Genomic DNA, 26,803 nt, shown 5'->3' on the forward strand with positions numbered 1-26,803 from the left:
GCATGGCCAGATCCCACCTCACTCTAGCCGCGTTGGCGACCTCGGCCGTCTCCGGGCTCGACGTGGTCCGCAGCACCCCCTTCACGGCCGGCGGCGCGGGCGACTTCGACTCCGCGCTCCTCACCACGAAGGACGGCCGCGAGCTCCTCGTGCGCGTCCCGACCACGCAGGCCGCCGAGTCCGAGCAGTCCGCCGACCTCGTGGCGCTCCGGGCGCTGAGCACCGGGATCCGCTCGCGGCTGCCGTTCCAGGTGCCGGAGTTCCTGGGGCAGGCGGCCATCAAGCCGACCCGCGGCTTCGTCTACGGGCACGTGCCCGGCCGCGTGATCTCGCTCGACGAGATCCCCGCCGGCGACGGCCTCGCGCGCTCCATCGGCGCCGCCGTCTCCGCCGTGCACAGCCTGCCGACCGGCTTCGTCGCCGACGCGGGGCTGCCCGTGCTCTCGGCCGCGGAGATCCACAGCCAGACCGCGGCGCTCATCGACCGGGCCGCGGCCACCGCGCTCGTGCCGAGCCTGCTGCTCAGCCGCTGGGAGGAGGCGCTCGACGACCAGTCGCTCTGGCAGTTCCAGCCCGCGGTCGTCAACGGCGCCGTGCAGGCCTCCTCGTTCCTCGTCGACGGCGACGACGTGACCGGCATGATCGGCTGGTCGGAGCTCCGCGTGGCCGACCCCGCGCACGACCTGCACTGGGTGCTGGGCGCGCGCGCCGAGCACGTGGCCGAGAGCGTCTTCCGCGCCTACAACCAGGCGCACCATGTGACGGTGGACCGCCAGCTCAAGCAGCGCGCGCTCCTCTACGCGGAGCTCGAGATCGCCCGCTGGCTGCTGCACGGGACGGACACGCGCAACCAGGGCATCATCGACGACGCCGTCAACATGCTCAGCGCACTCGTCGACACGGTGCGCGCCGACGAGGGCCAGCGCATCGCACACGAGACGCTGCCCGTGATGGACGTCGACCAGGTCGAGGAGATGCTCGACTCCCGGCCTCAGCCCACCGTCTCCCCCGACGGCGCGCGCGACGCGTCGGGCGTGCGCGCGCCCGACCAGAGCGCCACGAGGTCCTCCTCGGAGTAGAGCCGCTCCGGCTTCAGCGACCGGTCGTCCGCCACGAAGTAGAACTCCGCGTCGATGAGGTCGGGGTCGATGCCCCGCCACTTCGCGAACGCGAGGCGGTAGAGCGCGAGCTGGAGCTGCTTGAGCTCGAGGTCGGCCGCGTCCTTCGGGGTGCGCCCCGTCTTCCAGTCGACGACGCGGTAGCGGCCGTCGATGAGGAACACGGCGTCGATCTTGCAGATGACGACCTGGCCGGCGAGCTCCATGTGGATCTCTACCTCTACCTCCTCGGGCTTCCGGCTGGCCCACTCGCTGGCCTCGAAGATGGCGCGCAGCCGGTCGAGGTCCTCCTGCTCCACGGGCGGCTCGGTCGGATCCGCGTCGAGCTCGACCCCGGACGCGTCGATGACGTCGGACGTGCCCGCGGGCCCGTAGCGCGCCTCGACCCAGCCGTGGAAGAGCGTGCCGAGCCGGGTCTGCCGGTAGGGCCGCTCGGGCATGGGGCGACGCAGGCGCGCGGCGACGCCCGCCGGGTCGCTCACGAAGTCCTTGAAGCGCGACGCGGGGATGCGCGTGGGCAGGTCGACGAGCTCCGCGTCGCGGGCGCGGGCGTCGCGCTCGGCGAGGAGCAGGTCGATGTCGCGGGTCCAGACGGTCTCCGCGTCCGGATCCGCGCCGGCCACGGCCCCGGCTGCCGCGCGCACGCGGGCCTCGCGCGGCCCGAGCGGGGGCAGCGGCCAGGCGACGCGCGCGGATCCGGGCTCGAGCGGGTTCTCCTCGAGCTCGGGCGCCTCGGGCAGGGCGTCGGGCGCGATGAGGCCCACCTGCTGGATCTCGCGGAGGAACGCCCCCGGCCCGCGCGGCTTCTGCTGCGTCGACCAGAAGGAGCCGCTGAGGAGCAGATCCGACCGGGTGCGCGTGATCGCGACGTACGCGAGGCGCCGCTGCTCGGCCGCGTTCCGCTCCTCGAGCTCCTCGCCGAACGCCTCCATCGCCTCGGCGAACTCCTTCTGCGTCTCCACGCCGCGCCAGGCGAGCGACGGCAGCTCGGCGGAGTCGCCGCGGAACTCGAAGGGCAGCGCGCCGAACGCGACCCAGCCCTTCTTCTCCCGCAGCGTGCCGGGCAGCTCGCCCTCGACCATGCGGGGCACCGCGACGACGTCCCACTCGAGGCCCTTGGAGCCGTGGATGGTGAGGATCTGCACGGTGCCGGGCTCCGGCTCCTCGGTGCGCGGCGCGAGGTTGTCGCGCCGCTCGGCCTCCGCGAGCCAGGCGAGGAACGGGCCGAGCGTGCCGGCGGAGTCGCCCTGGAGGTAGCCGGCCACCTGCTCGGTGAAGGCCTCGAGGCTCGCGCGGCCGAGCGGATCCGTCTCGTTGGCGGCCACCTCGATGTCGAGCAGCAGCTCCTGCTGGACGACCGTGACGAGGTCCACCAGGTCGAGCCCGACGCGGGACCGCAGCACCTGCAGCTGGCGGCCGGCGGCGCGGAGGCGCGCGAGGCCCTCGTCGCTGAAGCCGGCGAGCGCCGTGTGGCCGTCGCGGGCGCCGACGACGAAGTCGAGCGCGTCGACGACGGATCCGACCTCGTCGGGCACCACGGAGGCCCGCAGGCCGTCGCGCACCTCCTCGGCGAGCGGCTTCTGCGCGTGGTCGCGGGACATGAGCCAGGAGGCGACGCGGGACAGCGCGTGCACGTCCTTCGTGCCGATGCGCCAGCGCGCGCCGGTGAGGAGGCGCACGAGCTCGCTGCCCGCGGTGGGGTCGTGCAGCACGCGGAGCACGCACACCAGGTCGACCACGGCGGGCTGGTCGAGGAGCCCCCCGAGCCCGAGCACGCGGAACGGGACGCCCCGGTCGGCGAGCGCCGTCGTGAACGGCTCGATGGTCTTCAGCGAGCGGCACAGCATGGCGGCCGAGCGGGGACGGCCGTCGGATCCGGTCTGCCGCAGCAGGTCGGCGAACCACGCGGCGACGCTCGCGGCCTCGTCGGCGATGGTCTCCTCGTAGGCGACGTCGAGGTGCCCGTCGCCCGCGTCGGGGCGCGGTTCGAGGCGCGCGACGGGGATCCGCGATGCGGCCGTGAGCGGCTCGACGATGCGGTTCGCGGCGCCGAGCACGGACGCCGGGTTCCGCCAGCTGGTCGAGAGCGCGTACACCGGCACGTCGGCGGCGGATGCACCGGCAGGCGCGAAGTCGGCGCCGAAGCGCGCGAGGTTCGCCGCGCTCGCGCCGCGCCAGCCGTAGATGGACTGGTGCGGATCCCCCACCGCCATGACGGGCGTGCCGCCGAACAGCGTCGAGAGGAGCCGGGTCTGCACGACCGAGGTGTCCTGGTACTCATCGAGCAGCACGACGCGGAAGCGCTTCCGGTGCTCGGCGACGACCTGCGGCACGCGCTCGCAGATCGCGAGCGCGAACGCGACCTGGTCGCTGTACTCCACGAGCCCGCGCCGGGTCTTCTCCTCCTGGAACCGCACGGCGAGGTCGACGAGCGGCGGCAGCGCGCCCACGGAGGCGACCGCGTCGGCGGCCGGGGCCTTCCTGATGCGGGCGGATCCGAACGGGAGCTCCGCGAGCCCCGTGAACGACCCGGCGAGGCGCACGACCTCGGCCGGATCCGCGACGTTCTCGCTCATCGCGCGGCTGAGGGAGATGACGGCCTGCGTGATGGGATCCACGCCGCGCCCGAGCTCGAGCAGCCGCGGGTCGGTGCTGTCGACGACGAGGCGACGCGCCAACTGCCACGCGGACGCCTCCGTGAGGACGACCGACTCCGCCTCGCGGCCGATGAGGGTCGCGCTGTCGCGGAAGATGCCGTTGGCGAACGCGTTGTAGGTCTGGACGGTGGGCGTGGCGAAGGCATCCGCGGGCACGGCCGCGAGTCCCGCCTGCTGGAGCTGCTCGATGCGCGCGCGGATCCGCACCCCGAGCTCCCCCGCGGCCTTGCGCGTGAAGGTGAGGCCGAGGATCTCCTCGACCCCGACGTGCCCGTTGGCCAGCAGCCAGACGACGCGGCTCGCCATCGTCTCGGTCTTGCCGCTGCCCGCGCCCGCGACGACGAGGCCGGGCTCCAGCGGCGACTCGATGACGCGCCGCTGCTGCTCGGTGGGGCTCGGCAGGCCGAGCGTCTCCGCGATGCGCTGCGCGCTGATCATGTTGCCGTGAGCCCCACCGGTCGTGCCGACGCCGCTCACGCGGACACCGCCCGGACGAGGTGGATGCGGTACCGCCGGGCCGATCCCGGATCGCGCTCCCCCAGGTCCGGCGTGCCGTCGAAGGTCGCGCCCGCCATGCCCTCCGCGGCCTCGGCGATGCGCGCGCGGAACCCGTCGAGCTCCTCGCGCGTGAGCGGCTCCTGCGGCAGCTCGCGGTACGGCAGGCCGCGCGTGCCGCCCGAGACGTACAGCAGCTTCGCGCCGCCCGACGGCGCCTCGGCGGGCACCTGCTCCAGGGAGCCCTCGGTGAAGGCGAGCTGGTAGGAGCCGAGCTGCGCGTGCGCCGGGATCTCGGCGCGGGTCGGGTAGTGGCGTCCGGTCTTGAGGTCGACGATGACCACCGCACCCTCCTTCGTCAGCTCGATGCGGTCGATCTTCCCGCGCAGCCGCGCCACGCCCACCTCGAGCTCGAAGCCGCCCTCGGCCGCGAGCATGCGCCCGCCGTCGGCGGCGAAGTCGCGGAGGTAGCCGCTGACGCCCGCGATCAGCTCGCCCGCCTGCCGCCGCTCGCGCTCGCCCACCCACGGCGACTCGAACGGCAGCTCGCCCCAGCGCGCGTCGAGGCGGGCCTCGAGGGCGGGCGGACGGAGGTCGGCGTCGGGATCGAGGCTCGCCTCCTCCATGACGGCGTGCACGATGGTGCCGATGCCCATGGCGGTGCTCGTGGATCCGCCGGACGCCTGGTCGATGAACCAGTTGAGCGGCGACCGCTCGAAGGCCTCGAGCCGCGACGGCGAGACGGGCACGCGGGCCTCGGGGTCGGTCAGGTCGACGACGGGCTCGGTGGTGGAGGGCTCGCGCAGGCCGTACCACTCGGCCGGATCCGCGCCCGTCACGCCCTCCGCCGCGAGCCGGGCCAGGGCGGACGCGGCGGCGAGACCGCGCTCGCGGGTCGCGTCGGCCGGCCGCCGTGCCGTCCGGTCGCCGGACACGACGCGCCCGTCGTCGAGGAGCACGGCGTCGCGGTGCACGACCGCCAGCTCGCGCCGGAGCGCGCCGACGAGCCCGCGGAGCGAGAGCGGGTGGTCCGGCCGGATCCGCAGCGCGGCCGGCGCGTCCTTCGCCACGCGGCCCGCCTCGGCCCCGGCCTCCGCCTCCGCTTGGCCGGGCGCGGGCGGCACGAGGCGCAGGAACGGCGACGGCGCCTCCTCGTCGTTGGCGGTGGCGCTGAGGACCACGACGCGGGACGCGCGGGAGACGGCGAGCGCGAGCATCCGCAGCTCGTCGCCGAGGACCTCGGCGCGCTCGTCGACGTCGGCCCCGTCGAGGCCGCGCGCGACGGCGGAGAGGCGCGGGGGGTGGAGCAGGGATCCGCGCAGCCGCAGGTTCGGCCACACGCACTCCTGGAGCGCGGCGACCGCGACTACCTCGTACCCGGCGCCGACCACCGCGGACGGCGTGGCGACGAGGACGGTGTCGGCGAGCGGCTGGGGCGACAGCGTGTCCTCGGGCACCTCGGCGCCGAGCAGCTCCTCGACGAAGTCGGACGCGGGACGGCCCGGGTTCCGCTCGACGAAGCGCCGCGCGGCCGTGAAGAGCGCGACGACGCCGTCGAGGTCGCGGTTCGCCTGGTCGGCGACGATCCCCGTCTGCAGCGCCTGCTCGAACCACGGCGTCGCCAGCCCCGAGCCCTCCCACAGGTGCCAGAGCAGCTCCTCGATCGTGCCGTCGGCGGCTGCCAGCTCGCGGGCCCCCTGCAGCGTGCGGGCGAGCCGTGCGAGGCGACGCGCGGGCGCGAGGTCGAGCGTCTCGAGCCGGCCGGGCGCGGCGAGGGCCTCGACGAGGAGCTCGTCGCTCGACCGGTGGCCGTCGCCCGCGAGCTCCTCCTGGCGCATCGCGAGCCGGAGCCTGCGGAGCTGGACCCCGTCGAGGCCGCCGAGCGGACCCGTGGCGAGCTCCGCCGCGATGTCCGGCGTGAGCGGCACGCGACCGAGCACGACGTCGACCGCGCGGATGAGCGCGAGCGCGGCGAGGTCGTCGCGGAGCGCGCGCCCGGCGACGGCCGTGCGCGTGGGCACCTCGGCGGTCGCGAGGCTGCGGGCGACCTGGGGCACGAGGGATCCGGACCGCACGAGCACGACCATGCGCGCCCACGGCACCCCGCCCAGCAGGTGCTCCTCGCGGAGACGCCGCGCGAGGCGGGCGAGCTCGAGGGCGCGCGTCGGCGCCTCGATGACCTGGATCGGGTCGGCGTCGTCGACGAGGCCGGGCGCGGATCCCGCCTGCCGCTGCCGACCCGCGCCCGCCGCGCCGATGCGCGCGGTGACGGCCGAGGTGAGTGCCCGGAGCGCGGGCGGCTGGCGGTGCACCCGGTCGAGCACGAGCGTGCGGAGGCCGGGCAGTCCGAGCACGGTGGAGAGGCGGCCGAGCGCGGACGCCTCCGCCCCGCGGAAGGTGGCCGCCGCCACGTCCGGGTCGCCGAACGCGATGACGTCCGCGCCGCGCGCCGCGAGCGCCCGGAGGAGGGAGAGGGTCGCGACGGTCGCCTCGTGCAGGTCGTCGGCGACGACCAGCCGGATCCCCGTAAGCGCCTCCCCGCGCGACACGAGCAGCACGGCCTCGGCGAGCAGCTCCGCGCTGTCGAGGTGGTCACCGCGGAAGGAGTCGACGACGTCCTCGTACTCGCGGGCGAACTCCGCCGCGGCGATCCACTCGGGCACGTCGTGCGCGCGGCCGAGCTCGGCGAGGGCATCCGGCCGCACGCCCTCCTCTGTGGCGCGCATGAGCAGCTCGCGGAGCTCCGTGCGGAAGGCGCGGAGCCGCCGCACCTCGACGCCGAGCGGATCCGGCCACGCGGGCCCCGTGCCCAGCTCCTCGTGCCCAGCGAGGAGGTCGGCGATGATCTGGTCCTGCTCGGCGCCCGTGAGCAGCCGCGGCGGCTCGGTGCCCGTCTCGGCGGCGCGGCGCGCGAGCACCTCGAACGCGACGGAGGTGGCGGTGCGCGCGAGCGGCCCGAGCGTGGGCACCCCGACCCGGAGCGCGAGCTCGTCGCGGAGGCGCGTGGCGGCGGCGCGCGACGGGGCGAGCACCAGCACCTCGGCGGGGTCGAGCCCCTGCGCGAGGATCCGCTCGGCGACGAGCTCCCGCAGGGTCGTGGTGCGGCCCGAGCCCGGCGCGCCGATGACGGCCGCGCTCACGCCCACCGGCAGCTCGACGACGGCGCGCTGCGAGGGGTCCAGCTCCACCGCGGGCACCTGGCCGTCGGCGGCGGAGGCGGGCGGCTGGCGGAATCCCCTGATGGTCACGCGCCCACGCTACCGGCGGCCCCCGACGGCGGCGGATCCGCGGATCGGCATCCGACGCGCGTGCACCCCGCGTCCGCCGCGAGCCCGCCGCACGCCCGCCCGTCCGCCCTCAGTGAACGCCGCCGGGCCGCGCATGCGGGTGCCCTAGCCTGAGGGGGCACCGTCGCATCCGACGCATCGAAAGGCACCTCCCGTGGAAATCCGTATCGGCCTCGTCAACACCGCCCGCGAGCTCTCCTTCAGCACCAAGCAGACGCCCGAGGAGGTCCAGCGGACCGTCACGGACGCCGTCCGCGACTCCTCCCCCTTCATCTCCTTCACCGACGACAAGGGCGCCACGCACCTCGCCGTCACCGCCCACCTCGCCTACGTGGAGCTCGGCAGCGCCGACGCCCCGCGCATCGGCTTCGTCCGCTAAGCCCGACTCCCGTGGAGCTCCTGTTCGTCGCACTCTTCGGCGCCCTCATCGGGCTCGTGGCGCGCTACGCGCTCCCCCACCGCGCCACGCACGGAGCGCTGCTCGTCCCCGCCGTCGGCACCATCGCGGCCATGGTCGCGTGGGTGGCCCTCACCTGGGCCGGTCTCCGCTGGGACCAGGGCGTCATCTGGATCGCGACGCTCGCTATCTCAGCGCTGGTCGCCGCGGGCGTCGACATCGTGGTCGGGCGCCGGCGGTCCTCCGCGGACGCCCGCGACCTGGCCGCCATCGGCGGCTGAGCGCACCCGCATAACACGACGCCCGGTCCCGTCGAGGGGCCGGGCGTCGTGCGCCGGCCGGAGACGGCGGCGGGCGTCAGGCCGTGAGCCCGAGCGCGTCCATCCGCCGGGTGTGCGCCGTGATGATTCCCGCGAACACGGGCTCCAGGTGCACGCGCGCGTCGTCGGGGTCGGCGAGGGACGCGCGCATCGCCGTCCCCGCGACCAGGAGCGTGTCGCCGACGAGCCGGCGACCCCACATGGCGAGGCGCGATGCGAGGCGCGGGTCGCGGCGGATCCCGGCGCGCACCGCGTCGACGATGCCCTGCTGCCCCACGCCCGACGACAGGAGCACGACGACGCGCTGGCGCTGGTCCGACGGGAGCCCCGAGGCGAGGCGCACGAAGAAGTCGTCGAGGAGCCCCGTGGTGATGTAGGCGGAGAGCAGGCACTCGTACCAGTCGGCGCCCGCGACGGTGGCGGTGAACCGGTCGAACGCGGCGCGGTGCGGCTCCATGACGACGCTCGGGTCGCCGTCCTGCCGCTTGATCTCGGCGGCGAGCGCCTGGTGCTTGCCGAGCGCGATGCCGGCGGCCGTGGAGACGGCCTCCTTGCCGGCGAGGTCGGGCGCCTCGGTGACCGCACGCGACAGCGTCTCGAAGACGGTGAGCTGCAGGTACGCGACGGCGCCGAGGAAGCGGAGGGTGTCGGGCGAGAAGTCGTCCACGCTGACGGTCGTCGCCTGCGATCGACGCTTCGACTCGCCGCGGGACCTGACCCGGGGCGCCTCGATCGTCGTCGACCGGCGTCCGAACATCTTGAGCACGTGGCCAGTGTAAAGGGCGGCGGAGGGGGTCTTCGGGCCCCGGCCCGCTAAACTCCCCCGTGGTCCCTCAACGGAAGGGCCCCATCGCGCCCGCAAAGAAGCAGTCCGGGCGTGGACCGCACCGCTAGACAGGGCACAACGTGACTTTCACCGAACTGAACATCGACGAGGACATGGTGCAGGCGCTGGCCGACCACGGCATCCTCGAACCCTTCCCCATCCAGGAGCAGACCATCCCCCTGGCGCTCTCCGGCCAGGACATCATCGGCCAGGCCAAGACGGGCACCGGCAAGACCTTCGGCTTCGGCCTCCCGCTCATCCAGCGGCTCGGCCTCACCCCCGAGCCCGGCGTGCAGGCCCTCGTGGTCGTGCCGACGCGCGAGCTCGCCGTGCAGGTCACCGAGGACCTGCAGATCGCCACCAAGCACCGCGCCACCACGGTCGTCTCCATCTACGGCGGCAAGGCGTACGAGGGACAGATCGAGCAGCTCAAGGCCGGCGCGCAGATCGTCGTCGGCACGCCGGGCCGTCTCCTCGACCTCGTGGGCCAGCGCCTGCTCTCGCTCAAGTACGTGCGCGAGATGGTGCTCGACGAGGCTGACAAGATGCTCGACCTCGGCTTCCTCTCCGACATCGAGAAGCTCTTCGCGCAGACCCCGGCCGTGCGCCACACGATGCTGTTCTCGGCCACCATGCCGGGCCCGATCGTCGCGCTCGCCCGCCGCTTCATGACGAAGCCGATCCACATCCGGGCCACGGACCCCGACGAGGGCCTCATGCAGGCGAACATCCGCCACCTCGTCTACCGCGCGCACAACATGGACAAGGACGAGGTCATCGGCCGCATCCTCCAGGCCGAGGGCCGCGGCAAGACCGTGATCTTCACGCGCACCAAGCGCGCCGCCGCCCGGCTCGTCGAGGAGCTCAACGACCGCGGCTTCAACGCCGCCGCCGTGCACGGCGACCTCAACCAGGAGCAGCGCGAGCGCGCCATGGCTGCGTTCAAGGCGGGCAAGAAGGACATCCTCATCGCCACCGACGTGGCGGCGCGCGGCATCGACGTGCTCGACGTCACCCACGTCATCAACCACACCATCCCCGAGGACGACAAGGCGTACCTGCACCGCGTCGGGCGCACCGGCCGCGCGGGCAAGACGGGCATCGCCGTCACGTTCGTCGACTGGGACGACCTGCACAAGTGGGCGCTCATCAACCGCGCCCTCGAGTTCGGCCAGCCGGAGCCCACCGAGACGTACTCGTCCTCGCCGCACCTGTTCACCGACCTCGACATCCCGGCCGGATCCAAGGGCCGCCTCCGCGCGACCCCCACGGTCAACCCCGACGGCACGCCGCGCGAGCGCCCGGGCAGCCGCGGCGGCGACTCGGGTCGCGACGGCGGCCGCGGCGGAAGCCGTGACGGCGGACGCGGCGGCGACCGGGGCGGGGACCGCTCGGGCGGACGCTCGTCGTCGTCCTCCTCCACCTCCACCTCCTCCGGGGGCGGCGACCGCGACCGCTCGCGCAGCCGCAGCACGTCGACCGCCTCGGCCACCGCACCCGCGGACGCGACCGCGACGATCGGCAGCGAGCAGCCGAACACGGCGGGCGGCCACGACGCGCCCCACGCCGACGGCCAGACCCGCCCGCGCTCGCGCAACCGCCGTCGCCGCTCGGGCGGCGATCGCCCGACCGCGACGTCCTAGCTGTACTCGGCCATGACGTTGGTGACACTTCGGGGCGTGTGAAGAGGCCTCCTGGCTTGATGGAGCTGTTCAGTTCAACCATCGCCAGGAGGCCTCGATGTCCCACGGTAATGCTCGTCTGACGGTTCACGGGAGGGTTCTCCTCGTGCGGCGGGTGGTGGAGGATCGTCGGCCGGTCGCGCACGTCGCGCGGGAGCTGGGGGTGTCGCGGCAGTGCGCGCATCGATGGGTGAACCGGTTCCGTGCCGAGGGGCTGCGAGGGCTGACGGATCGGTCATCGCGGCCCCGGTCAGTACCGAGGCGAACGAGCCCGGAGCGGGAACGGGCCGTGCTGGAAGCGCGGGCCCAGTTGCGGGCGGGTCCTGCGCGGCTGGCGCCGGTGACAGGTGTTCCATCCCGTACGATCTCCCGCATCCTGCGCCGGCACGGGGCGCCGCCGTTGGCATGGTTGGACCCCGTCACCGGGGCCGTGATCCGGGCATCCCGGTCAACGGCGCACCGGTATGAGCACGAGCATCCGGGTGATCTGATCCACGTGGACGTGAAGAAGCTCGGGAGGATCCCGGACGGAGGCGGCTGGCGGGTCCACGGGCGCAGCGAGCAGGTCCGCGGCCGCGGGATCGGGTTCGATTACGTCCATGCCGCGGTCGATGACCACACCCGTCTCGCCTACGCGGAGATCCATCCCGATGAGAAAGGCGCGACCGCGGCCGGGTTCCTGACCCGCGCAGCGGCGTACTTCGCCGGGCATGGGATCACCCGGATCGAGCGGGTCATCACGGACAACGCGTTCGCCTACCGGCACTCGACCGCGTTCAAGAACGCCGTCCAGGACCTGGGCGCGCGGCAGAAGTTCATCCGCCCGCACTGCCCCTGGCAGAACGGCAAGGTCGAGCGCTTCAACCGGACCCTCGCGACCGAGTGGGCCTACCGGCAACCCTTCACCAGCAACCAACACCGCGCCGACGCGCTTGACCCCTTCATCGAGCACTACAACACTGAACGAATCCACTCAAGCCACGGGCTCACGCCCGCGGCCCGAGTGTCACCAACGTCATGACCCAGTACACCTAGCGCCGCGCCGCACGGATCACATCGCAGAGGGGCCGCATCCACCGGATGCGGCCCCTCCGTCACGCCCGGCTCCTGCTCCGGCCGGGTCGCGCGTCAGACGGCCGGCACGGGCACGACGGGTGCCCAGCCGGTGGCGCGCTCGACGATGCGCGCGAGCACCGCGGGCTCCGTGGTGTTCTCCGCGAGCCGGTTGGGCTTGCCCGCACCGTGGTAGTCGCTGGATCCGGTCACCTCGAGCCCGAACCGCTCCGCCAGCTCCGTGAGGCGCACGCGCGATGCGGGCGGGTTGTCCCGGTGCCGCACCTCGAGCCCGAAGAGCCCGGCCGCGACGAGCGCGGTCATGCGCGAGTCCGACAGCACGCGCTCGGGCCCGCGGGCGCCCGGGTGCGCCAGGACGGCCAGGCCGCCCGCCGCCGTGATCAGCTCGACGCCGAGGATCGGGTCCGGCGCGTAGTGCGGCCGGTAGTAGCCGCCCTGCCAGTGCAGGATGCACTCGAACGCGGCCGTGCGCGTGGGCACGTGCCCGCGCGCGACGAGCGCGTCGGCGATGTGGGGCCTGCCGATGGTGCTCCCGGGCGTGGTCTGCGCGAGCACGTCCGCCCAGGTGAGGTCGTAGTCGCGGGAGATGCGGCCGACCATGGCCTCGGCGCGGGTCATGCGCTCGGAGCGGACGCGCGCGGTCATCGCGGCGAGGTCGGCGTCCTCGGGATCGAAGAGGTACGCGAGCACGTGCACGCTCGCGTACTCGAGCTGCGTGCTCATCTCCATGCCCGGGACGAGCGTGATGCCGTGCGCGAGGGCTGCGTCCGAGGCGTCGGCCCAGCCCGCGGTGGAGTCATGGTCGGTGAGCGCCACAGCGGACAGGCCCTGCGCGGCGGCCTGCGCCGCGAGCTCGACGGGGGTCTCGGTGCCGTCCGACACGGAGCTGTGCGTGTGCAGGTCGATGGGACCCTGCTGCTCCTCCGGCATCCCGCCATCCTACGCGGCGGTCCCCGGGGCCCCGGCCCGCCGGGCGCCCGCGGCGGCGCTCTCCCAGAGAGCCGCCATAGTGTGGTGGACGTCATGGGTCGGGTCGTCGGAGCAGCAGTCATCCTCATCACCGCGGCCTCCCTCCTCGTCATCACCTGGCCGCAGCTGCTGGGCCTGGAGCAGACGTACCTCGTCGCCCACGCCGTCGCCATCCGCGGGGGCCTCATCGCCGCGGCCGCCGCCGTGCTGGTGCTGACCCTCGTCCTCTGCCTCGCGATCCGCCCCGGCCGCCGTCTCCTCGGCAGCATCGCCGTGCTGCTCGTGGTCTTCATCGGCGCGAACTCGGCCGTGCTCGCCACGCGCGGACTCGGCGACACGGCGTTCCAGGAGGCGCAGGACGACGACGTCACCGTGCTCACGTGGAACACGCTCGGCGGCGCGACGGGCGCGCGCGCCGTCGCCGACCTCGCGATCGAGTCGGGCGCCGACGTCATCACGCTCCCCGAGACGCGCGAGGAGACCGGCGCGGAGATCGCAGTGCTCATGCGCGACGCGGGGCGTCCGATGCGGGTCCGCACCGCGGCCTTCGACGACGTGGCCGCGGCCCGCTCCACCACCATCCTCATCAGCGCGGCCTACGGCGACTACCGGCTCGACGAGTCGCGCGGCACCACGAGCGTCCTCCCCACGGTCATCATGGAGCCGGTCGACGGGAACGGCCCCGTGATCATGGCCGTGCACCCGGTCTCCCCCCATCCCCGAGCAGATGGACAACTGGCGCGCCGACCTCGCCTGGCTCGGCCAGCGCTGCGACGAGGGCAACGTGATCATCGCGGGCGACTTCAACGCGACGCTCGACCACATGAGCCGCTACGGCGGCACCCCCACCGAGCGCGGCCAGGTCACCGACCTCGGGCAGTGCGTGGACGCCGCGCGCGCCTCGGGCAACGGCGCCGTCGGCACCTGGCCCACGGGGGTCCCCGCGCTGCTCGGCACGCCGATCGACCACATCATGGCCACGCCCGGCTGGGCGGTCACGGGCTTGCGCGTCGTCGAGGACCGCGACGGCGCCGGCAGCGACCACCGGCCGGTGATCGCGCAGCTGACGCCGCTCCGCTGACCTTGCTCGGTCGACCCCGCTCCGCTGACCCGGCCCGTCCCACCCGGGTCCGTGCCGCGCGCAGGTGGGATGATCGTCGGATGGCCGAGAACACCGACACCGCGTCCGAGATCGCCCCCGCCGAGATCGCCGCCGATCCGGCAGCGCCCCTGGCGACGACCGAGACCGCGGCCCCCGTGGTCTCCGCTCCCGGATCCGGCGACGCGCCCGTCCCCCGCGCCACCTCCAACCGCAGCACCACTCCCGCGAGCACGGCCTTCAGCGACTTCGTGTCCACGAACTGGGCCGAGCGCGAGGAGGTCGACCCGCCGGCCCGCGAGCAGGCGCCCTTCGCCGCCGACCGCCGCCGCCGCCTCTCCGCCCTCCACGTCGGCACGCGCCTCGTGATCCCCGCCGGCCGCCTCAAGCAGCGCAGCAACGACACCGACTACCCGTTCCGCGCCCACTCGGCGTTCGCGCACCTGACCGGCTGGGGCGCCGACAGCGAGCCCGGCGCCGTGCTCGTCCTCGAGCCCGTGGCCGAGGGATCCGCCGCCGACGGATCCGCGCACGACGCCACCCTCTACTTCCGCGAGCGCGCCGGCCGCGACAGCGACGAGTTCTACGCCAACGCCGAGATCGGCGAGTTCTGGATCGGCCCGCGCCCCTCGCTCCGCCAGGTCGCGGCCGACCTGGGGATCGCGACCGCGCCCCTCGCCGACGTCGACGCCGCCATCGCCGCAGCAGGTCCCGTGCGCGTGATCCGCGAGGCCGACCCGGCCCTCGCCGCACGCGTCGACGAGGCCCGCGCGGGCGCCTCCTCCGGCTCCGACGGCGACGCGTCCGATCCCGCCGACGGCGACGCCCTCCTCGCCCGCGACACCTCCGAACTCCGCCTCATCAAGGACGAGTACGAGATCCGCCAGATGCGCGAGGCGGTCGACACCACCGGCCGCGGCTTCTCCGACGTGATCGCCGACATGCCGGCCGTCCTCGCGCACGCGCGCGGCGAGCGCGTCGTCGAGGGCGTCTTCAACGCGCGCGCCCGCGCCGACGGGAACGCGGTCGGCTACGACACCATCGCCGCCTCCGGCCCGCACGCCTGCATCCTGCACTGGACCCGCAACGACGGCCGCGTGGTGCCCGGCGACCTGATCCTCATCGACGCGGGCGTCGAGCTCGACAGCCTCTACACCGCCGACATCACCCGCACGCTCCCCGTCTCGGGCACGTTCACCGACGTGCAGCGCGAGGTCTACGAGGCCGTGCGCGAGGCCGCCGACGCCGCGCTGGCGATCGTGCGCCCCGGCATCCGCTTCCGCGAGGTGCACGCCGCCGCGATGGAGGTCATCGCGCGGAAGGCCGCCGACTGGGGCATGCTCCCCGTCACCGCGGAGGAGGCGCTCGAGGCCGACAACCAGCACCACCGCCGCTACATGGTCCACGGCACGAGCCACCACCTCGGCCTCGACGTGCACGACTGCGCGCAGGCCCGCCGCGACATGTACATCGACGGGATCGTCGAGGCCGGCATGGTCTTCACGATCGAGCCGGGCCTGTACTTCCAGCCCGACGACCTCACGGTGCCGGAGCGCTTCCGCGGCATCGGGGTGCGCATCGAGGACGACATCCTCGTCACGCGCGACGGGGCCGAGAACCTGTCGGCGGGCATCCCCCGCACGGCCGACGAGGTCGAGGCGTGGATGGCCGGACGGGCCTAGCCGCGGGGTGGATCCGGCGCGGCGGATCCACCGCGCGGCGGGCGCGACGCCCGGGGCTCAGGCCCCGGTCGCGCCCTGCTCGCCCACGGGCCGGTCGGTCGACGTCGGCGGCGCGGTCGGCTCGGGGGCGTCGGATCCGCCCGCCTCGGGCACGCGCTCCCCGTACGGGCCTACCGGTCGCGAGACGGGCGGCGCGGCCGGCGGCGTGACGACGGGCTCGCCGTAGACCGACGTGCCGACTCCCCCGATGCCGAGCACGTTCCGCGCGCGGTGCAGCGAGTCCGGATCCACGACCACCGAGTAGCTCGTGGCGGTGACCTGCATCACCGACGTGAAGTCACGGCGGCGGCGCGTGATGCTGTAGCTGACGATCCCGTAGATGGCGCCGAACCCCACGCCGATGATGACGGCGCCGACGACGAACGAGATGTTCGGCACGGGCGAGAAGAGGAACGTCACGAGGCCGAGGAAGAGTCCAAGCCACGCGCCGCTCGCCGCTCCCGCGACCGCGGCCCGGGCGGAGGTGAGCTTGCCCGTGACGCGCTCGACGCTCGTCAGCTCGTTGCCGACGATGCTCACCTGCGTCACCGGGAAGTCCGCCTCGGCGAGGGTGACCACCGCCTTCTGCGCCTCGTCGTAGGTCTCGTACGTGGCGACGGGCTCCCCCTTCGGCAGCTTCGGCATGTTGGCACGGGACGGGCGTCCGAGGAGGGGGTTGGTCACCGGTCCAGTGTTCCACGCCGGTGCCGGGCGGGCGCTGGGCGAGCGACTAGATTGACTCTGTGAGCGCCTCCCGAGTCTTCGTCGCCCGGCTCGCCGGGTGCAGCGTGTTCGACCCCGCAGGAGACCGCGTCGGACGCGTCCGCGACGTGCTCGTCGTCTACCGCAAGGACGATCCGCCGCGCGTCGTCGGCCTCATCGTCGAGATCCCCGGCAAGCGCCGCGTGTTCCTCTCCATCGGCCGCGTCACGAGCATCGGGTCGGGTCAGATCATCACCACCGGCCTCATCAACCTGCGCCGCTTCGAGCAACGCGGCGGCGAGGTGCGCGTCATCGCCGAGATCCTCGGTCGGCGCGTGAGCATGCGCGACGGATCCGGCACCGCCGTCATCGAGGACGTCGCGATCGAGGAGTCCGGCCAGGCCGAGTGGGAGGTCTCGCAGCTCTTCTGCCGCCGCCCGCGCACGAGCCCCTCCCCCTTCGCCAAGGGCGCGACCATCTTCGCCACGTGGGAGGAGGTCGCCGAGCTCCAGGACGACGGCGTCGCCCAGTCCGCCTCCCAGTTCCTCGCCGCCTACTCCGACCTGCTGCCCGCCGACCTCGCCAACACCCTGCTCGACCTGCCGCAGGCGCGCCGCCTGGAGGTCGCCGAGGAGCTGCCGGACGCCCGCCTCGCCGACGTGCTCGAGGAGATGCCGGAGTCGCAGCAGGTGGAGATCATGGCCACGCTCGACGACGACCGCGCGGCCGACGTGCTCGACCAGATGCAGCCGGACGACGCGGCCGACCTCATCGCGCAGCTCTCCGAGGAGCGCGGGGAGGCCCTGCTCGAGCTCATGCAGCCGGAGGAGGCCGACGACGTCCGCATGCTCCTCAGCTACGCGCCGGACACCGCGGGCGGCCTCATGACGACGGACCCCGTCATCGTCTCGGGCGATGCCACCGTCGCGGAGGGCCTCGCGCTCATCCGCCGCCACGAGCTCGCGCCCACGCTCGGCGCCGCGGTGTGCGTCACGCTGCCCCCGTACGAGCCGCCCACCGGCCGCTTCCTGGGCATGGTGCACTTCCAGCGGATGCTGCGCTACCCGCCGCACGAGCGCCTCGGGACGCTGCTCGACCAGGGCCTGGAACCCGTGCGCGCGGACACGAGCGCGGCCGAGGTGTCGCGCATCATGGCGAGCTACAACCTCGTCTCGGTGCCCGTGGTGGACGAGAACCACCGGCTGGTCGGCGTGGTCACCATCGACGACGTGCTCGACCACCTGCTGCCGGACGACTGGCGCAGCGCCGACGCGGAGCGCGAGACCCGCAAGCGCGCGACCGCCCGCTTCCACGGCACGGCCACGGCCGCCATCCCCACCGCAGGACCCGCACGAGGACGGAGGATCCCCCGTGGCACGGCAGAGTAACCGCGACGTCCGCCTGGACGCGCCCAAGGGCCTCCGCACGACGGTCCTCCCGATGCGCAACCGCGCGAGCCGCGACCGGTTCGGCCGCTTCACCGAGTCCATCGCCCGCGGCATGGGCACGCCGTGGTTCCTGGTGGGCCTCACGCTCTTCTGCGTGGCGTGGATCGGCTACAACACCTACGGGCCGGAATCCGCGCGCTTCGACTCGGCGGCGCTCGGCTTCACGGCGCTCACGCTGATCCTGTCGCTGCAGGCCTCGTACGCGGCACCGCTCATCCTGCTGGCGCAGAACCGGCAGGACGACCGCGACCGCGTGCAGATCGAGCAGGACCGCCAGCGGGCCGAGCGCAACGTGGCCGACGTCGAGTACCTCGCCCGCGAGGTCGTGTCGCTCCGCCTGCAGATGAAGGACGTCGCCTCGAAGGACTTCATCCGCGCGGAGCTGCGCCAGCTCCTCGAGGAGCTCGACCGGCGCGACGACCCCGAGGCGGACGACGCGGAGGGCGCGGGCAGCCGACGCACGCATGGCCGCTGAGGTCCCCGGGGCGGAGGCGCTGACGACGGAGGCGATCCGGCGGGCGCTCGCCCGCGTGGTGGATCCCGAGATCCGCCACCCCATCATCGAGCTCGACATGGTCTCCAACGTCCGCGTCGAGGACGGCGGCGTGGCCCACGTGGACATCGCCCTGACGATCGTGGGCTGCCCGGCTGCGACCTCCATCGAGCGCGACGTGCGCGAGACGGTCGAGGCCGTGCCCGGGGTCGCGCGCCTCGAGCTCACGGTCGGCGTCATGAGCCCGGAGCGGCGCCGCGCGCTCACCGAGCGCCTCCGCGGGCCGGCTGCCCAGCGCGGCGTCCCGTTCGGCCCGGACAGCCTCACGCGCGTCTACGCGGTGACGAGCGGCAAGGGCGGCGTCGGCAAGTCCACGCTCACCGCCAACCTCGCGGTCGCGCTCGCGGCGAAGGGCCTCGCGGTGGGCCTCGTCGACGCGGACGTGCACGGCTTCTCGATCCCGGGGATCCTCGGCCTGGTCGACGCGGACGGACGCACGGCCCAGCCCACGCGCGTCGGCGACATGATCCTGCCGCCCGTCGCCCACGGCGTGAAGGTCATCTCGATCGGCATGTTCCTCGATCCCGACGCCACCGGCGGCACGGCCGTCTCCTGGCGCGGGCCGATGCTGCACCGCACGATCCAGCAGTTCCTCACCGACGTCTTCTTCGGCGACCTCGACGTGCTCCTGCTCGACCTGCCGCCCGGCACCGGGGACGTCGCCATCACGGTGGGCCAGCTCCTGCCGCACGCGGAGGTGCTCGTCGTCACCACGCCGCAGCCCGCGGCGGCCGACGTGGCCGAGCGCAGCGGCCTGGTCGCCCGGCAGACCGGCCAGCGCGTGGCCGGCGTGGTCGAGAACATGGCCGGGTTCGCCCAGGCCGACGGATCCGTGCTCGAGCTCTTCGGCGCGGGCGGCGGCGAGGAGGTCGCGCGCCGGCTCTCCGCCGGGCAGGAGGCGAGCGTGCCGCTCCTCGCGAGCGTGCCGCTCAGCATGGCGCTGCGCCAGGGCGGCGACACGGGCGCGCCGCTCGTGCTGGCCGCGCCGACGGATCCCGCCGCGGTGCAGATCCTCCGCGTCGCGGACCACCTCGCCACGCGCGGCCGCGGCCTCGCGGGCCGACGGCTCGGCCTGTCCGTCTCCTAGGCGCGCCGCCGCTCCGACTCCTGTCGACGCCCCGGTGACGCACGAGGAGGACGGCAGCCCGCGGGCTGCCGTCCTCCTGGTGCGTGCTGCGCGTGCTGCCTAGACGTGGCTGCGGTGCGTGCGCGTGGGCATCGCGCGGTATCCGTCGCGCGCGGTGACGACGACGGTGCCGGCGATGGCGGAGACGGAGAGGGCGGCGATGGCGATGAGGAAGACGGTCATGGTGGTGCTCCTGCGGGAAGGCGGATGGCGGCGCATTCCGCCGCACCTCCATGGGACCATCGCAGAACGTTCAGGACAAGCTCATAGTCCTTGCCTGGTTGTGTAGCCTGCCTACATGGACATCCGCCGCCTCGAGCTCCTCCGCGAGCTCGCCGACCGCGGCAGCGTGGGAGCCGTCGCGCGCGCGGCGGGGCGCACCCCGTCCGCGGTCTCGCAGCAGCTCAAGGTGCTCGAGCGCGAGGCCGGCGTGCCGCTCACCGAGCGCTCGGGCCGCGGGATCGTGCTGACCGACGCCGGCCGGGCCCTCGCCCGCACGGCGACCGACATCGCCGTCGCCGTGGCGCGCGCAGAGGCCCTCTGGGAGGACTTCCGGCACCAGCCGTCCGGCGAGGTGACGCTCGCGACCTTCCCCACCGCGGCGCAGATGCTGCTGCCCGGCCTCCTCGACCGCGTCGCCGGGATCCCGGACCTCACGCTGCGGGCCAGCGACCGGGATCCGGCGTCCCGCGCCTTCGCCGACCTCACGGCCGACTTCGACGTGGTCATCGCCCACTCGCTCGCCGGCGCGGGCACCTGGCGCGGTCTCGGCCTCGTCATCGTGCCGCTCATGGTGGAGCCGCTCGACGTCGCGATGCCCGCGGACCACCGCCTCGCCGCCCGGGCGTCGGTGAGCCCGGCGGACCTCAGCGGAGAGCCGTGGATCGGCGTGCCGCAGGGCCTCCCCTTCGACCGGATCCTCCTCGACATCGAGCAGGCCGTCGGCGCACCCGCGCGCGTGGTGCAGCGGTTCAGCGACACCCGGATCACGGAGTCGCTCGTGGCGTCCGGGCACGGGATCGCGCTGCTGCCGCGGTACACCGCCGGCTCGTACGAGGGCGTGGTGGTCAAGCGGCTGTCGGGCGTGGCGTCGAAGCGGCACCTGCACGTGCTGCTGCGTCCGGACCGCGCCGAGCGGCCCTCGGTGCGCGCCGTCGTGGACGCCCTCCGCGAGGAGGCGAAGGCGGTGGACGCGCGCTTCAGCGGGAACGGCTGAGGATCGCTCGGGAGCCCGAACCGATCAGGCGATGCGGGTCAGGTCGCCTCGGCGTCGAACGGGGCCGGCTGGGCCGACGCGGCGGCCGCCTCGCGCTCCAGGCGCTGGCGGCGCGCGATGGTGGTCTCGACGGGGACGCGCGGCTTCGTGACGACGGGCTCGTCCTCGAACAGCGCCTCCTTGATGATGCGGCGCGGGTCGTACTGGCGAGGGTCGAGCTTCTTCCAGTCGACCTCGTCGAACTCCGGGCCGAGCTCGTCGCGCATGCGCTCCCGGGCGCCGGTGGCCATGCGCCGCGCGGCCTTCACCAGGTCCGCGAGCTTCTGGGTGTAGATCGGCAGCCGCTCGGGGCCGAGCAGGAACACGGCGATGATGCCGATGAGCATCAGCTTCTCGAACGTCAGGCCGAACATGATCACAGGCTAGTCGGTCGATGCCGGTCGTACGCCCGTCCGCGGGGTCCGGTCAGCGGACAGGGGGCATCGGATCCGCACCGGACACCCGGCCGGTCGGGCGTGCGCCGCCGGGCCGATACCCTGGGGACCCGGAAGAGGGAGGTGCCGCGTGTCCGACCAGGAGACCGGGTGGAAGTTCGCCGAGGACGTCGTCGTCGAGGACGAGCACATCGCCCTGGCGCGCCAGCACTCCCGTGAGCTCGGCATCGAGGCCGTCTCCCCCGCCGTCGGCGCGCAGCTCTCGCTCCTCGCCGCGGCCACGCGCGCCACCAGCGTCATCGAGATCGGCACCGGTGCCGGCGTCTCCGGCCTCTGCATCTTCCGCGGCGCACCGCGAGCGGTGCTCACCAGCATCGACGTCGAGTTCGACCACCAGCAGGCCGCGCGCGAGATCCTCGCGGACGCCGAGGTGCCCGCCAACCGCGTGCGCCTCATCACGGGCCGGGCGCTCGACGTGCTGCCGCGCATGAGCGACGCGAGCTACGACCTCGTGCTCGTGGACGCGGATCCGGGTCAGGTCATCGAGTACGTCGAGCACGGGCTGCGCCTCGCGCGCACGGGCGGGCTCGTGCTCGTGCCCCACGCCCTCTGGCGCGGCCGCGTGCAGAACCCGGCGGCGCGCGACGCCCAGACCGCGGCGTTCCGCACGCTCGTGCAGGAGACGGCGGGCTCGGGCGCGGTGGTCGCGTCGCTCTCGCCCGCGGGCGACGGCCTGCTGCAGATCGCCAAGACCGGGCGCTGACCTCCGCGGTCCCCCGCTCGCACGACCGCTATCGCCCAGTTACCCGCACATACGACACCGCCCGCCCCGTCGTCGACGGGGCGGGCGGTGTCGTGTGGTGCGGTCTCGACTAGCTGTAGTTCCCAGTGAGGTTGTGAACGCGTTCGGCGGGCGTGAGTCCGCCGATGCCGGTGTGGGGGCGGTGGTGGTTGTAGTGATGCAGCCAGGCAGGGTAGGTCGCGGCGCGGGCCTCGTCGGTGCGATAGGGATGGGCGTAGGCCCATTCCGTGGCGAGGGTGCGGTTGAAGCGCTCGACCTTCCCGTTGGTCTGGGGCCGGTAGGGGCGGGTGCGTTTGTGCGTGATCGATCCGAGCGCCTCGGTGAAGGCGTGGGAGCGGTAGCAGGAGCCGTTGTCCGTCAGGACACGGATCACGGTGATGCCCGCGGTGGTGAAGAACGCGTTCGCGCGGGCCCAGAACGCGGCAGCGGTCTCCTTGCGCTCGTCGGTGAGGATCTCGGAGTACGCCAGTCGGGAGTGGTCATCCACGGCGTGGTGCAGGAACGCGTACCCCCGCCCGGTCCGGGGAGTGTTCCTCCGGCCGGCCGCTCTGCCGAGGACTCGGTGCCCGCCGCCGTCCGGGATGCGGCCGAGCTTCTTGATGTCGACGTGGACCAGATCTCCCGGCGAGGAGTGCTCGTAACGTCGCGCGGGCGAGCGTCGGACGGGGAGTCCCGTCGCGGAATCCAGGTGCGTGAGCAACGGCATCCGGTAGCGACGGAGGACCCGCTCGACCGTGGAACGGGGGATACGCAGGTGGTAGCTGATGCGGTGCGGGCCCCACCGGCGAGTGAATCTCAGCGCGACGATCCGCCGCTCCCGACGCCGACTCGTGCGCCCGGGCTGACGGTGCGGACGGGATGAGCGATCTGTCATCGGCAACCCGGCCCGATACCGGCGAGCCCATCTCGACGCCGTCGCCGGCGAGCACTGGAACCTCTCCGCCGCACGCCGGACCGGCCACCCGTCCTCAACGATCAACCGAGCAAGCCGAACCCTGCCCACGGGAGCGAACGGGGCATTAGCGTGAGTCACGAAGACCTCCGGTGATGACGTGTGCTTGGTAACTCACATCGTCCCGGAGGTCTTCGCTATCCGCTCACGCGTTCACAACCTCCCGAGGAACTACACCTAGCCCGCGCTGGTCACCGCGGCGAGGGCGTCGTGAAGCTCCTTCGCTTCGGCGTCGTTGACGGAGACGACGAGTCGTCCGCCTCCCTCCAAGGGCACGCGCACGATGATGAGCCTGCCCTCCTTCACGGCCTCCATCGGTCCGTCGCCGGTCCTGGGCTTCATGGCTGCCATTCGGCTCCCCTTTCGTGGATGTGCATCCATTATCCCGCATGGACACGCCCCCCGATGAACGCGCGGCTCCGTGCTACGGCCGACGCGCCCCCGTCCGGGGGTGGAGGGGGCGCGGCGGGGCCGCCCGGAGGCGTCGCGGGTGCCGGATCACGGCGGCGTCCAATCGCCCGCGGTGGCGCGCCAGAACACGTCGATCCAGATCCACTGGCCGACGACCATGGCGACGACGACGGCGACCCGGTAGGCGCGCGCTCGCGGCACGGCGAGCGCCCCGGCCAGCGGGATCATGGGCAGCAGGAGGCGGAAGACGCTCGACTGCGGGAAGAAGACCGCGAAGAGGTACAGGCCGTAGGACGCGATCCAGATGCGGAGGTCGGGCCCGAGGGCGCGCACGGAGGGGCGCAGGAGGACCAGGACGAAGGCCGCCACGGCGAGCAGGACGGCGACGGTCCCGGCGATACCGCCGATCCAGACGTCGCCGGCGTCGAACCACGCCTCGAAGGGCACGAGGTGGCGGTAGCCGACGTAGGCCGCGCGCCAGGAGAGCTCCGTGTCGGTGTACGCCGTGAACGAGCCCGTGCGGATCCAGGCGATCACCGGCCAGGCGGCCCCTGAGGCGACGGCGGCGGTCGTGGCCAGCACGAGCCGGGCGCGCTCCGCGGGAGGGAACGGATCGCGACGGGCCGTGGCGATGCGATGCGCGCCGTGCAGCACCAGCGCCAGGGCGAAGGCGAGACCGAGGGGGCGGGTGAACGCCATGACGACCACGACGGGCGCGAGGAGCACGTAGCGCCGCTCGACCAGGAGCAGCAGGGCGGTGACGAGCAGGAGCGTCTGCAGGCTCTCCGCGTACGCGATCTGGAAGAGCGGCGAGACCGGGGCGACGCAGACGATGACGACCGCGGTGAGGGTCGACGACGGCGAGAGGAAGCGCGACAGCAGGCGGTGCAGCACGAGCACGGCACCGCCTCCCGCGATCACGGAGACCGCGACGGCGGCCACGTCGAAGGGTGCGCCCGTGGCGTCCTGGATGGCGCGCACGATGGCCGGGTAGACGGGCAGGAACGCCCACGGGTTCGACTGCACGTGGCCGGCGGCGTCGACGGGGAGCACGGTCGGGTAGCCGAAGGTCGCGATGTCGCGATACCAGCCGGCGTCCCAGAAGGTCGCGTACTGCAGGTAGGACGGCGACGCGGAGGCCCACGGGGTGCGGATCTGGCTGCGGGCCGAGATGAGCATCAGCACGGTCGTGAGGACGCGGCTGAGCGCGTAGACGCCGAGGACCGCCGCCCACCAGGGCAGGCGCCCCGCGGGTCGGGCGTCCGGGAGGTCGAGCGGCGCCGGGCGCCCGACCGGCCGGGTCAGCGCGCCGTCAGCCACGCCCGGAGGCCGCGCTCGCACGACACGATCTGGGTGACGTCGACGCGCTCGTCGTCGTGGTGGGCGAGGAGCGGGTCCCCGGGGCCGTAGTTCACAGCGGGGATGCCGAGGGCGCTGAACCGGGCGACGTCGGTCCAGCCGTACTTCGGGCGCGCCTCCCCGCCGACCGCTGCGAGGAACGGCTGCGCGATCTCGGCGTCGAGCCCCGGGCGGGCGCCCTCCGCGAGGTCGACGACCGTGACCTCGAAGCCGGGGAACAGGCCCCGGACGTGCTCGACGGCCTCGGCGCCGGATCGGCTCGGGGCGAAGCGGTAGTTGACGTGCACCATGGCCTCGTCCGGGATGACGTTGCCCGCGATGCCGCCCGAGACGCCGACGGCGTTGAGGCCCTCGCGGTAGACGAGGCCGTCGACCTCCACCTCGCGCGCCTCGTACGCGGCGAGCACGTCGAGCACGGGCGCGATCCGGTGGATGGCGTTCTCGCCGACCCAGGAGCGGGCCGAGTGCGAGCGCTTCCCGAAGGCGCGGACCTCGACGCGCAGGTTGCCGTTGCAGCCGCCCTCGATCTCCGCCCGGGTCGGCTCGCCGAGGATCGCGAAGTCGCCCTCGAGGAGCTCGGGGCGGGTGCGGGCCAGGCGGCCGAGGCCGTTGAGGCTGTCCGAGACCTCCTCGTGGTCGTACCAGATCCAGGTGATGTCGTAGGCGGGATCCGCGAGCTCGGCCGCGAGCACCAGCTGCACGGCGACGCCGGCCTTCATGTCGACCGTGCCGCGTCCCCAGAGGAACTCGACGCCGTCGTCGTGCTCGGTGCGCGTGGGCAGGTTGCGGTTGAGGGGCACGGTGTCGATGTGGCCGGCGATGACCACGCGGCGGTCGCGGCCGAGGCGCGTGCGCGCGACGACCGCGTCGCCGTCGCGCTCCAGCTCGAGGTGCGCGCAGCCGGCGAGGGCCCGCTCGATGGCGTCGGCGAGCGTCGCCTCGTCGCCGGAGACGGACTCGATGTCGCAGATCGCGCGCGTGACCTCGACGCTCCCCGCGGTGAGGTCCAGCTCGGGCACGGGCGGCGTCTCGGTCGGCATGCGGATCATCCTAGGTCGGCAGCGGGACGCGGTCCTGGGGAGGACCCGGGACGGCCCGCGGCGATCGGTACGCTGGCCGCATGGCCTCCCCCGCTTCGCCCTCGTCCGCCGCGCCCGCCTCCGCTCCCGCCTCCGGATCCGCATGGGGATACGGCCTCGCGACCGTCGCCTCCGACGGCACCGTGCTCGACACCTGGTTCCCGGCGCCCGAGCTCAGGTCGCTGCCCGCGGGCCGCGACCGCTGGATCGCGCCGGCGTGGATCGAGGAGCTCGCGGTGGCCGACCCGCGCCGCGGCGTGACGATCGACATCGTCACGGTCGAGATCGACCTGCAGACGCCCCCCACGTCGACGCCCGACGCGTACCTGCGCCTGCACCTGCTGAGCCACCTGCTCGTGGCGCCGAACACCATCGCGCTCGACGGGATCTTCGGCCACCTCCCCATCGTCGTGTGGACGAACGCGGGCCCCGTGCACCCCGACGACTTCGACCGGCTCCGGCCGGCGCTCCAGCGGGCCGGCATCGCCGCGCACGGCATCGACAAGTTCCCGCGCCTCCTCGACTACGTCACGCCCGACCGCGTCCGCATCGCCGACGCCTCCCGCGTCCGGCTCGGCGCGCACCTGGCGCCCGGCACCACCGTCATGCACGAGGGCTTCGTGAACTTCAACGCCGGCACGCTCGGCTCCTCCATGGTCGAGGGGCGGATCACCCAGGGCGTCGTCGTCGGCGACGGCTCGGACATCGGCGGCGGCGCGTCCATCATGGGCACGCTCTCGGGCGGCGGGACGCAGCGCGTCGTCATCGGCGAACGGGCGCTCCTCGGCGCCAACTCGGGCGTCGGCATCTCCATCGGCGACGACAGCGTCGTGGAGGCCGGCCTCTACGTGACCGCGGGCACCAAGGTCCGGCTCGCGGGCGAGGCGCCCGGGCCGGACGGCACGGTGCCGCAGGTGAAGGCCGTCGAGCTGTCGGGGCGGCCCGGGATCCTGTTCCGCCGCAACTCGCTCACGGGTGCCGTCGAGGCGGTCCCGCGGCGCGTCGGCGGGTCGATCCTCAACGAGGCGCTGCACGCGTAGCGCGAGCCGGGCGATCCGGCGGGACCCGGGTCCCGC

Annotated in this window: 25 protein-coding genes; 13 read left to right on the forward strand and 12 right to left on the reverse strand. The window is 73.9% G+C overall.

Features of this window, described 5'->3' with window-relative positions; genetic code table 11:
- Positions 1-2: 2 nt before the first annotated feature.
- Positions 3-1,079, forward strand: a complete 1,077-nt coding sequence (locus CMS_RS09400) for a phosphotransferase (protein WP_012299229.1) — start codon at positions 3-5, stop codon at positions 1,077-1,079.
- Here CMS_RS09400 and CMS_RS09405 read toward each other — a convergent pair.
- Positions 992-4,213 (reverse strand): ATP-dependent helicase, encoded by a 3,222-nt coding sequence (locus tag CMS_RS09405; RefSeq protein ID WP_041464586.1) that lies wholly within the window; start codon positions 4,211-4,213, stop codon positions 992-994. The two genes, CMS_RS09400 and CMS_RS09405, sit on opposite strands and share 88 nt — an antisense overlap.
- 35 nt (positions 4,214-4,248) lie before the next feature.
- Entirely contained in the window at positions 4,249-7,518 is a 3,270-nt protein-coding gene (locus CMS_RS09410; protein ID WP_012299231.1) for an ATP-dependent helicase, read from the reverse strand.
- Positions 7,519-7,711: 193 nt separating this feature from the next.
- On the opposite strand from CMS_RS09410, the gene CMS_RS09415 reads away from it, so the two are divergent.
- Positions 7,712-7,936: a DUF3107 domain-containing protein gene (locus tag CMS_RS09415; RefSeq protein WP_012299232.1), complete on the forward strand. Its 225-nt coding sequence runs from the start codon at positions 7,712-7,714 to the stop codon at positions 7,934-7,936.
- 11 nt (positions 7,937-7,947) lie between these two features.
- Complete coding sequence (locus CMS_RS09420; RefSeq protein WP_012299233.1) at positions 7,948-8,235, forward strand: hypothetical protein; 288 nt, start codon at positions 7,948-7,950, stop codon at positions 8,233-8,235.
- 76 nt (positions 8,236-8,311) lie between these two features.
- Here the strand turns inward: CMS_RS09420 and CMS_RS09425 are convergent, their stop codons facing one another.
- Positions 8,312-9,031 (reverse strand): ferritin-like fold-containing protein, encoded by a 720-nt coding sequence (locus tag CMS_RS09425; protein WP_223842780.1) that lies wholly within the window; start codon positions 9,029-9,031, stop codon positions 8,312-8,314.
- Positions 9,032-9,180: 149 nt separating this feature from the next.
- Between CMS_RS09425 and CMS_RS09430 the strand changes: the two genes are divergently transcribed.
- Both CMS_RS09430 and CMS_RS09435 read left to right on the forward strand, forming a co-directional pair.
- Entirely contained in the window at positions 9,181-10,743 is a 1,563-nt protein-coding gene (locus CMS_RS09430) for a DEAD/DEAH box helicase (protein ID WP_012299235.1), read from the forward strand.
- Between the two features lie 97 nt (positions 10,744-10,840).
- A complete protein-coding gene (locus tag CMS_RS09435) occupies positions 10,841-11,803 on the forward strand; it encodes an IS481-like element IS1121 family transposase (RefSeq protein WP_012296860.1) in 963 nt (320 codons plus the stop codon).
- A 107-nt stretch (positions 11,804-11,910) separates the two neighbouring features.
- On the opposite strand, the gene CMS_RS09440 is transcribed toward CMS_RS09435, so the two are convergent.
- Complete coding sequence (locus CMS_RS09440) at positions 11,911-12,786, reverse strand: PHP domain-containing protein (RefSeq protein ID WP_012299236.1); 876 nt, start codon at positions 12,784-12,786, stop codon at positions 11,911-11,913.
- Between the two features lie 9 nt (positions 12,787-12,795).
- A complete protein-coding gene (locus CMS_RS17905) occupies positions 12,796-13,527 on the reverse strand; it encodes a hypothetical protein (RefSeq protein WP_223842621.1) in 732 nt (243 codons plus the stop codon).
- Between the two features lie 25 nt (positions 13,528-13,552).
- On the opposite strand from CMS_RS17905, the gene CMS_RS17910 reads away from it, so the two are divergent.
- Positions 13,553-13,906 (forward strand): endonuclease/exonuclease/phosphatase family protein, encoded by a 354-nt coding sequence (locus tag CMS_RS17910; protein WP_223842622.1) that lies wholly within the window; start codon positions 13,553-13,555, stop codon positions 13,904-13,906.
- 80 nt (positions 13,907-13,986) lie between these two features.
- A complete protein-coding gene (locus CMS_RS09450; protein ID WP_041464587.1) occupies positions 13,987-15,606 on the forward strand; it encodes an aminopeptidase P family protein in 1,620 nt (539 codons plus the stop codon).
- Between the two features lie 57 nt (positions 15,607-15,663).
- Here the strand turns inward: CMS_RS09450 and CMS_RS09455 are convergent, their stop codons facing one another.
- Positions 15,664-16,329 (reverse strand): general stress protein, encoded by a 666-nt coding sequence (locus CMS_RS09455; RefSeq protein ID WP_012299238.1) that lies wholly within the window; start codon positions 16,327-16,329, stop codon positions 15,664-15,666.
- A 59-nt stretch (positions 16,330-16,388) separates the two neighbouring features.
- On the opposite strand from CMS_RS09455, the gene CMS_RS09460 reads away from it, so the two are divergent.
- From CMS_RS09460 to CMS_RS09470, 3 genes are read left to right on the forward strand one after another with little or no spacing between them, the layout of a single operon-like run.
- Positions 16,389-17,735 carry a magnesium transporter MgtE N-terminal domain-containing protein gene (locus tag CMS_RS09460; protein WP_041464588.1) on the forward strand — a complete coding sequence of 449 codons (1,347 nt, stop codon included), beginning with the start codon at positions 16,389-16,391 and terminating at the stop codon, positions 17,733-17,735.
- Positions 17,719-18,270, forward strand: coding sequence for a DUF1003 domain-containing protein (locus CMS_RS09465; RefSeq protein WP_012299240.1), 552 nt, complete (start codon positions 17,719-17,721; stop codon positions 18,268-18,270). Before CMS_RS09460 ends, CMS_RS09465 begins: the two co-directional genes overlap by 17 nt.
- Complete coding sequence (locus CMS_RS09470) at positions 18,260-19,435, forward strand: Mrp/NBP35 family ATP-binding protein (protein ID WP_012299241.1); 1,176 nt, start codon at positions 18,260-18,262, stop codon at positions 19,433-19,435. Before CMS_RS09465 ends, CMS_RS09470 begins: the two co-directional genes overlap by 11 nt.
- 99 nt (positions 19,436-19,534) lie before the next feature.
- Here CMS_RS09470 and CMS_RS18170 read toward each other — a convergent pair whose 3' ends face one another.
- Entirely contained in the window at positions 19,535-19,657 is a 123-nt protein-coding gene (locus tag CMS_RS18170) for a hypothetical protein (RefSeq protein ID WP_256890478.1), read from the reverse strand.
- A 115-nt stretch (positions 19,658-19,772) separates the two neighbouring features.
- On the opposite strand from CMS_RS18170, the gene CMS_RS09475 reads away from it, so the two are divergent.
- On the forward strand, positions 19,773-20,690 hold the full coding sequence (locus tag CMS_RS09475) for a LysR family transcriptional regulator (protein WP_041464589.1): 918 nt from the start codon (positions 19,773-19,775) through the stop codon (positions 20,688-20,690).
- 38 nt (positions 20,691-20,728) lie between these two features.
- Here the strand turns inward: CMS_RS09475 and CMS_RS09480 are convergent, their stop codons facing one another.
- The gene (locus CMS_RS09480; RefSeq protein ID WP_012299244.1) at positions 20,729-21,103 is read right to left on the reverse strand and encodes a Sec-independent protein translocase family protein; all 375 of its coding nucleotides are present in this window, start codon (positions 21,101-21,103) and stop codon (positions 20,729-20,731) included.
- 151 nt (positions 21,104-21,254) lie between these two features.
- Between CMS_RS09480 and CMS_RS09485 the strand changes: the two genes are divergently transcribed.
- Entirely contained in the window at positions 21,255-21,887 is a 633-nt protein-coding gene (locus tag CMS_RS09485; RefSeq protein ID WP_012299245.1) for an O-methyltransferase, read from the forward strand.
- Between the two features lie 109 nt (positions 21,888-21,996).
- Here the strand turns inward: CMS_RS09485 and CMS_RS09490 are convergent, their stop codons facing one another.
- The 4 genes from CMS_RS09490 to dapE all read right to left on the reverse strand — a co-directional run bounded on the left by CMS_RS09490 (position 21,997) and on the right by dapE (position 25,688).
- Entirely contained in the window at positions 21,997-22,959 is a 963-nt protein-coding gene (locus tag CMS_RS09490; RefSeq protein WP_012299246.1) for an IS481 family transposase, read from the reverse strand.
- 96 nt (positions 22,960-23,055) lie between these two features.
- Complete coding sequence (locus CMS_RS16620) at positions 23,056-23,229, reverse strand: DUF3117 domain-containing protein (RefSeq protein ID WP_012299247.1); 174 nt, start codon at positions 23,227-23,229, stop codon at positions 23,056-23,058.
- A 147-nt stretch (positions 23,230-23,376) separates the two neighbouring features.
- Positions 23,377-24,609: a hypothetical protein gene (locus tag CMS_RS09495; protein ID WP_012299248.1), complete on the reverse strand. Its 1,233-nt coding sequence runs from the start codon at positions 24,607-24,609 to the stop codon at positions 23,377-23,379.
- Positions 24,591-25,688 (reverse strand): succinyl-diaminopimelate desuccinylase, encoded by a 1,098-nt coding sequence (gene dapE / locus CMS_RS09500; protein WP_041464590.1) that lies wholly within the window; start codon positions 25,686-25,688, stop codon positions 24,591-24,593. Before dapE ends, CMS_RS09495 begins: the two co-directional genes overlap by 19 nt.
- An 80-nt stretch (positions 25,689-25,768) precedes the next feature.
- Between dapE and dapD the strand changes: the two genes are divergently transcribed.
- Positions 25,769-26,767, forward strand: coding sequence for a 2,3,4,5-tetrahydropyridine-2,6-dicarboxylate N-succinyltransferase (gene dapD / locus CMS_RS09505; RefSeq protein WP_041464591.1), 999 nt, complete (start codon positions 25,769-25,771; stop codon positions 26,765-26,767).
- Positions 26,768-26,803 lie beyond the last annotated feature (36 nt).

The organism is Clavibacter sepedonicus, assembly GCF_000069225.1.
Lineage (GTDB): Bacteria > Actinomycetota > Actinomycetes > Actinomycetales > Microbacteriaceae > Clavibacter > Clavibacter sepedonicus.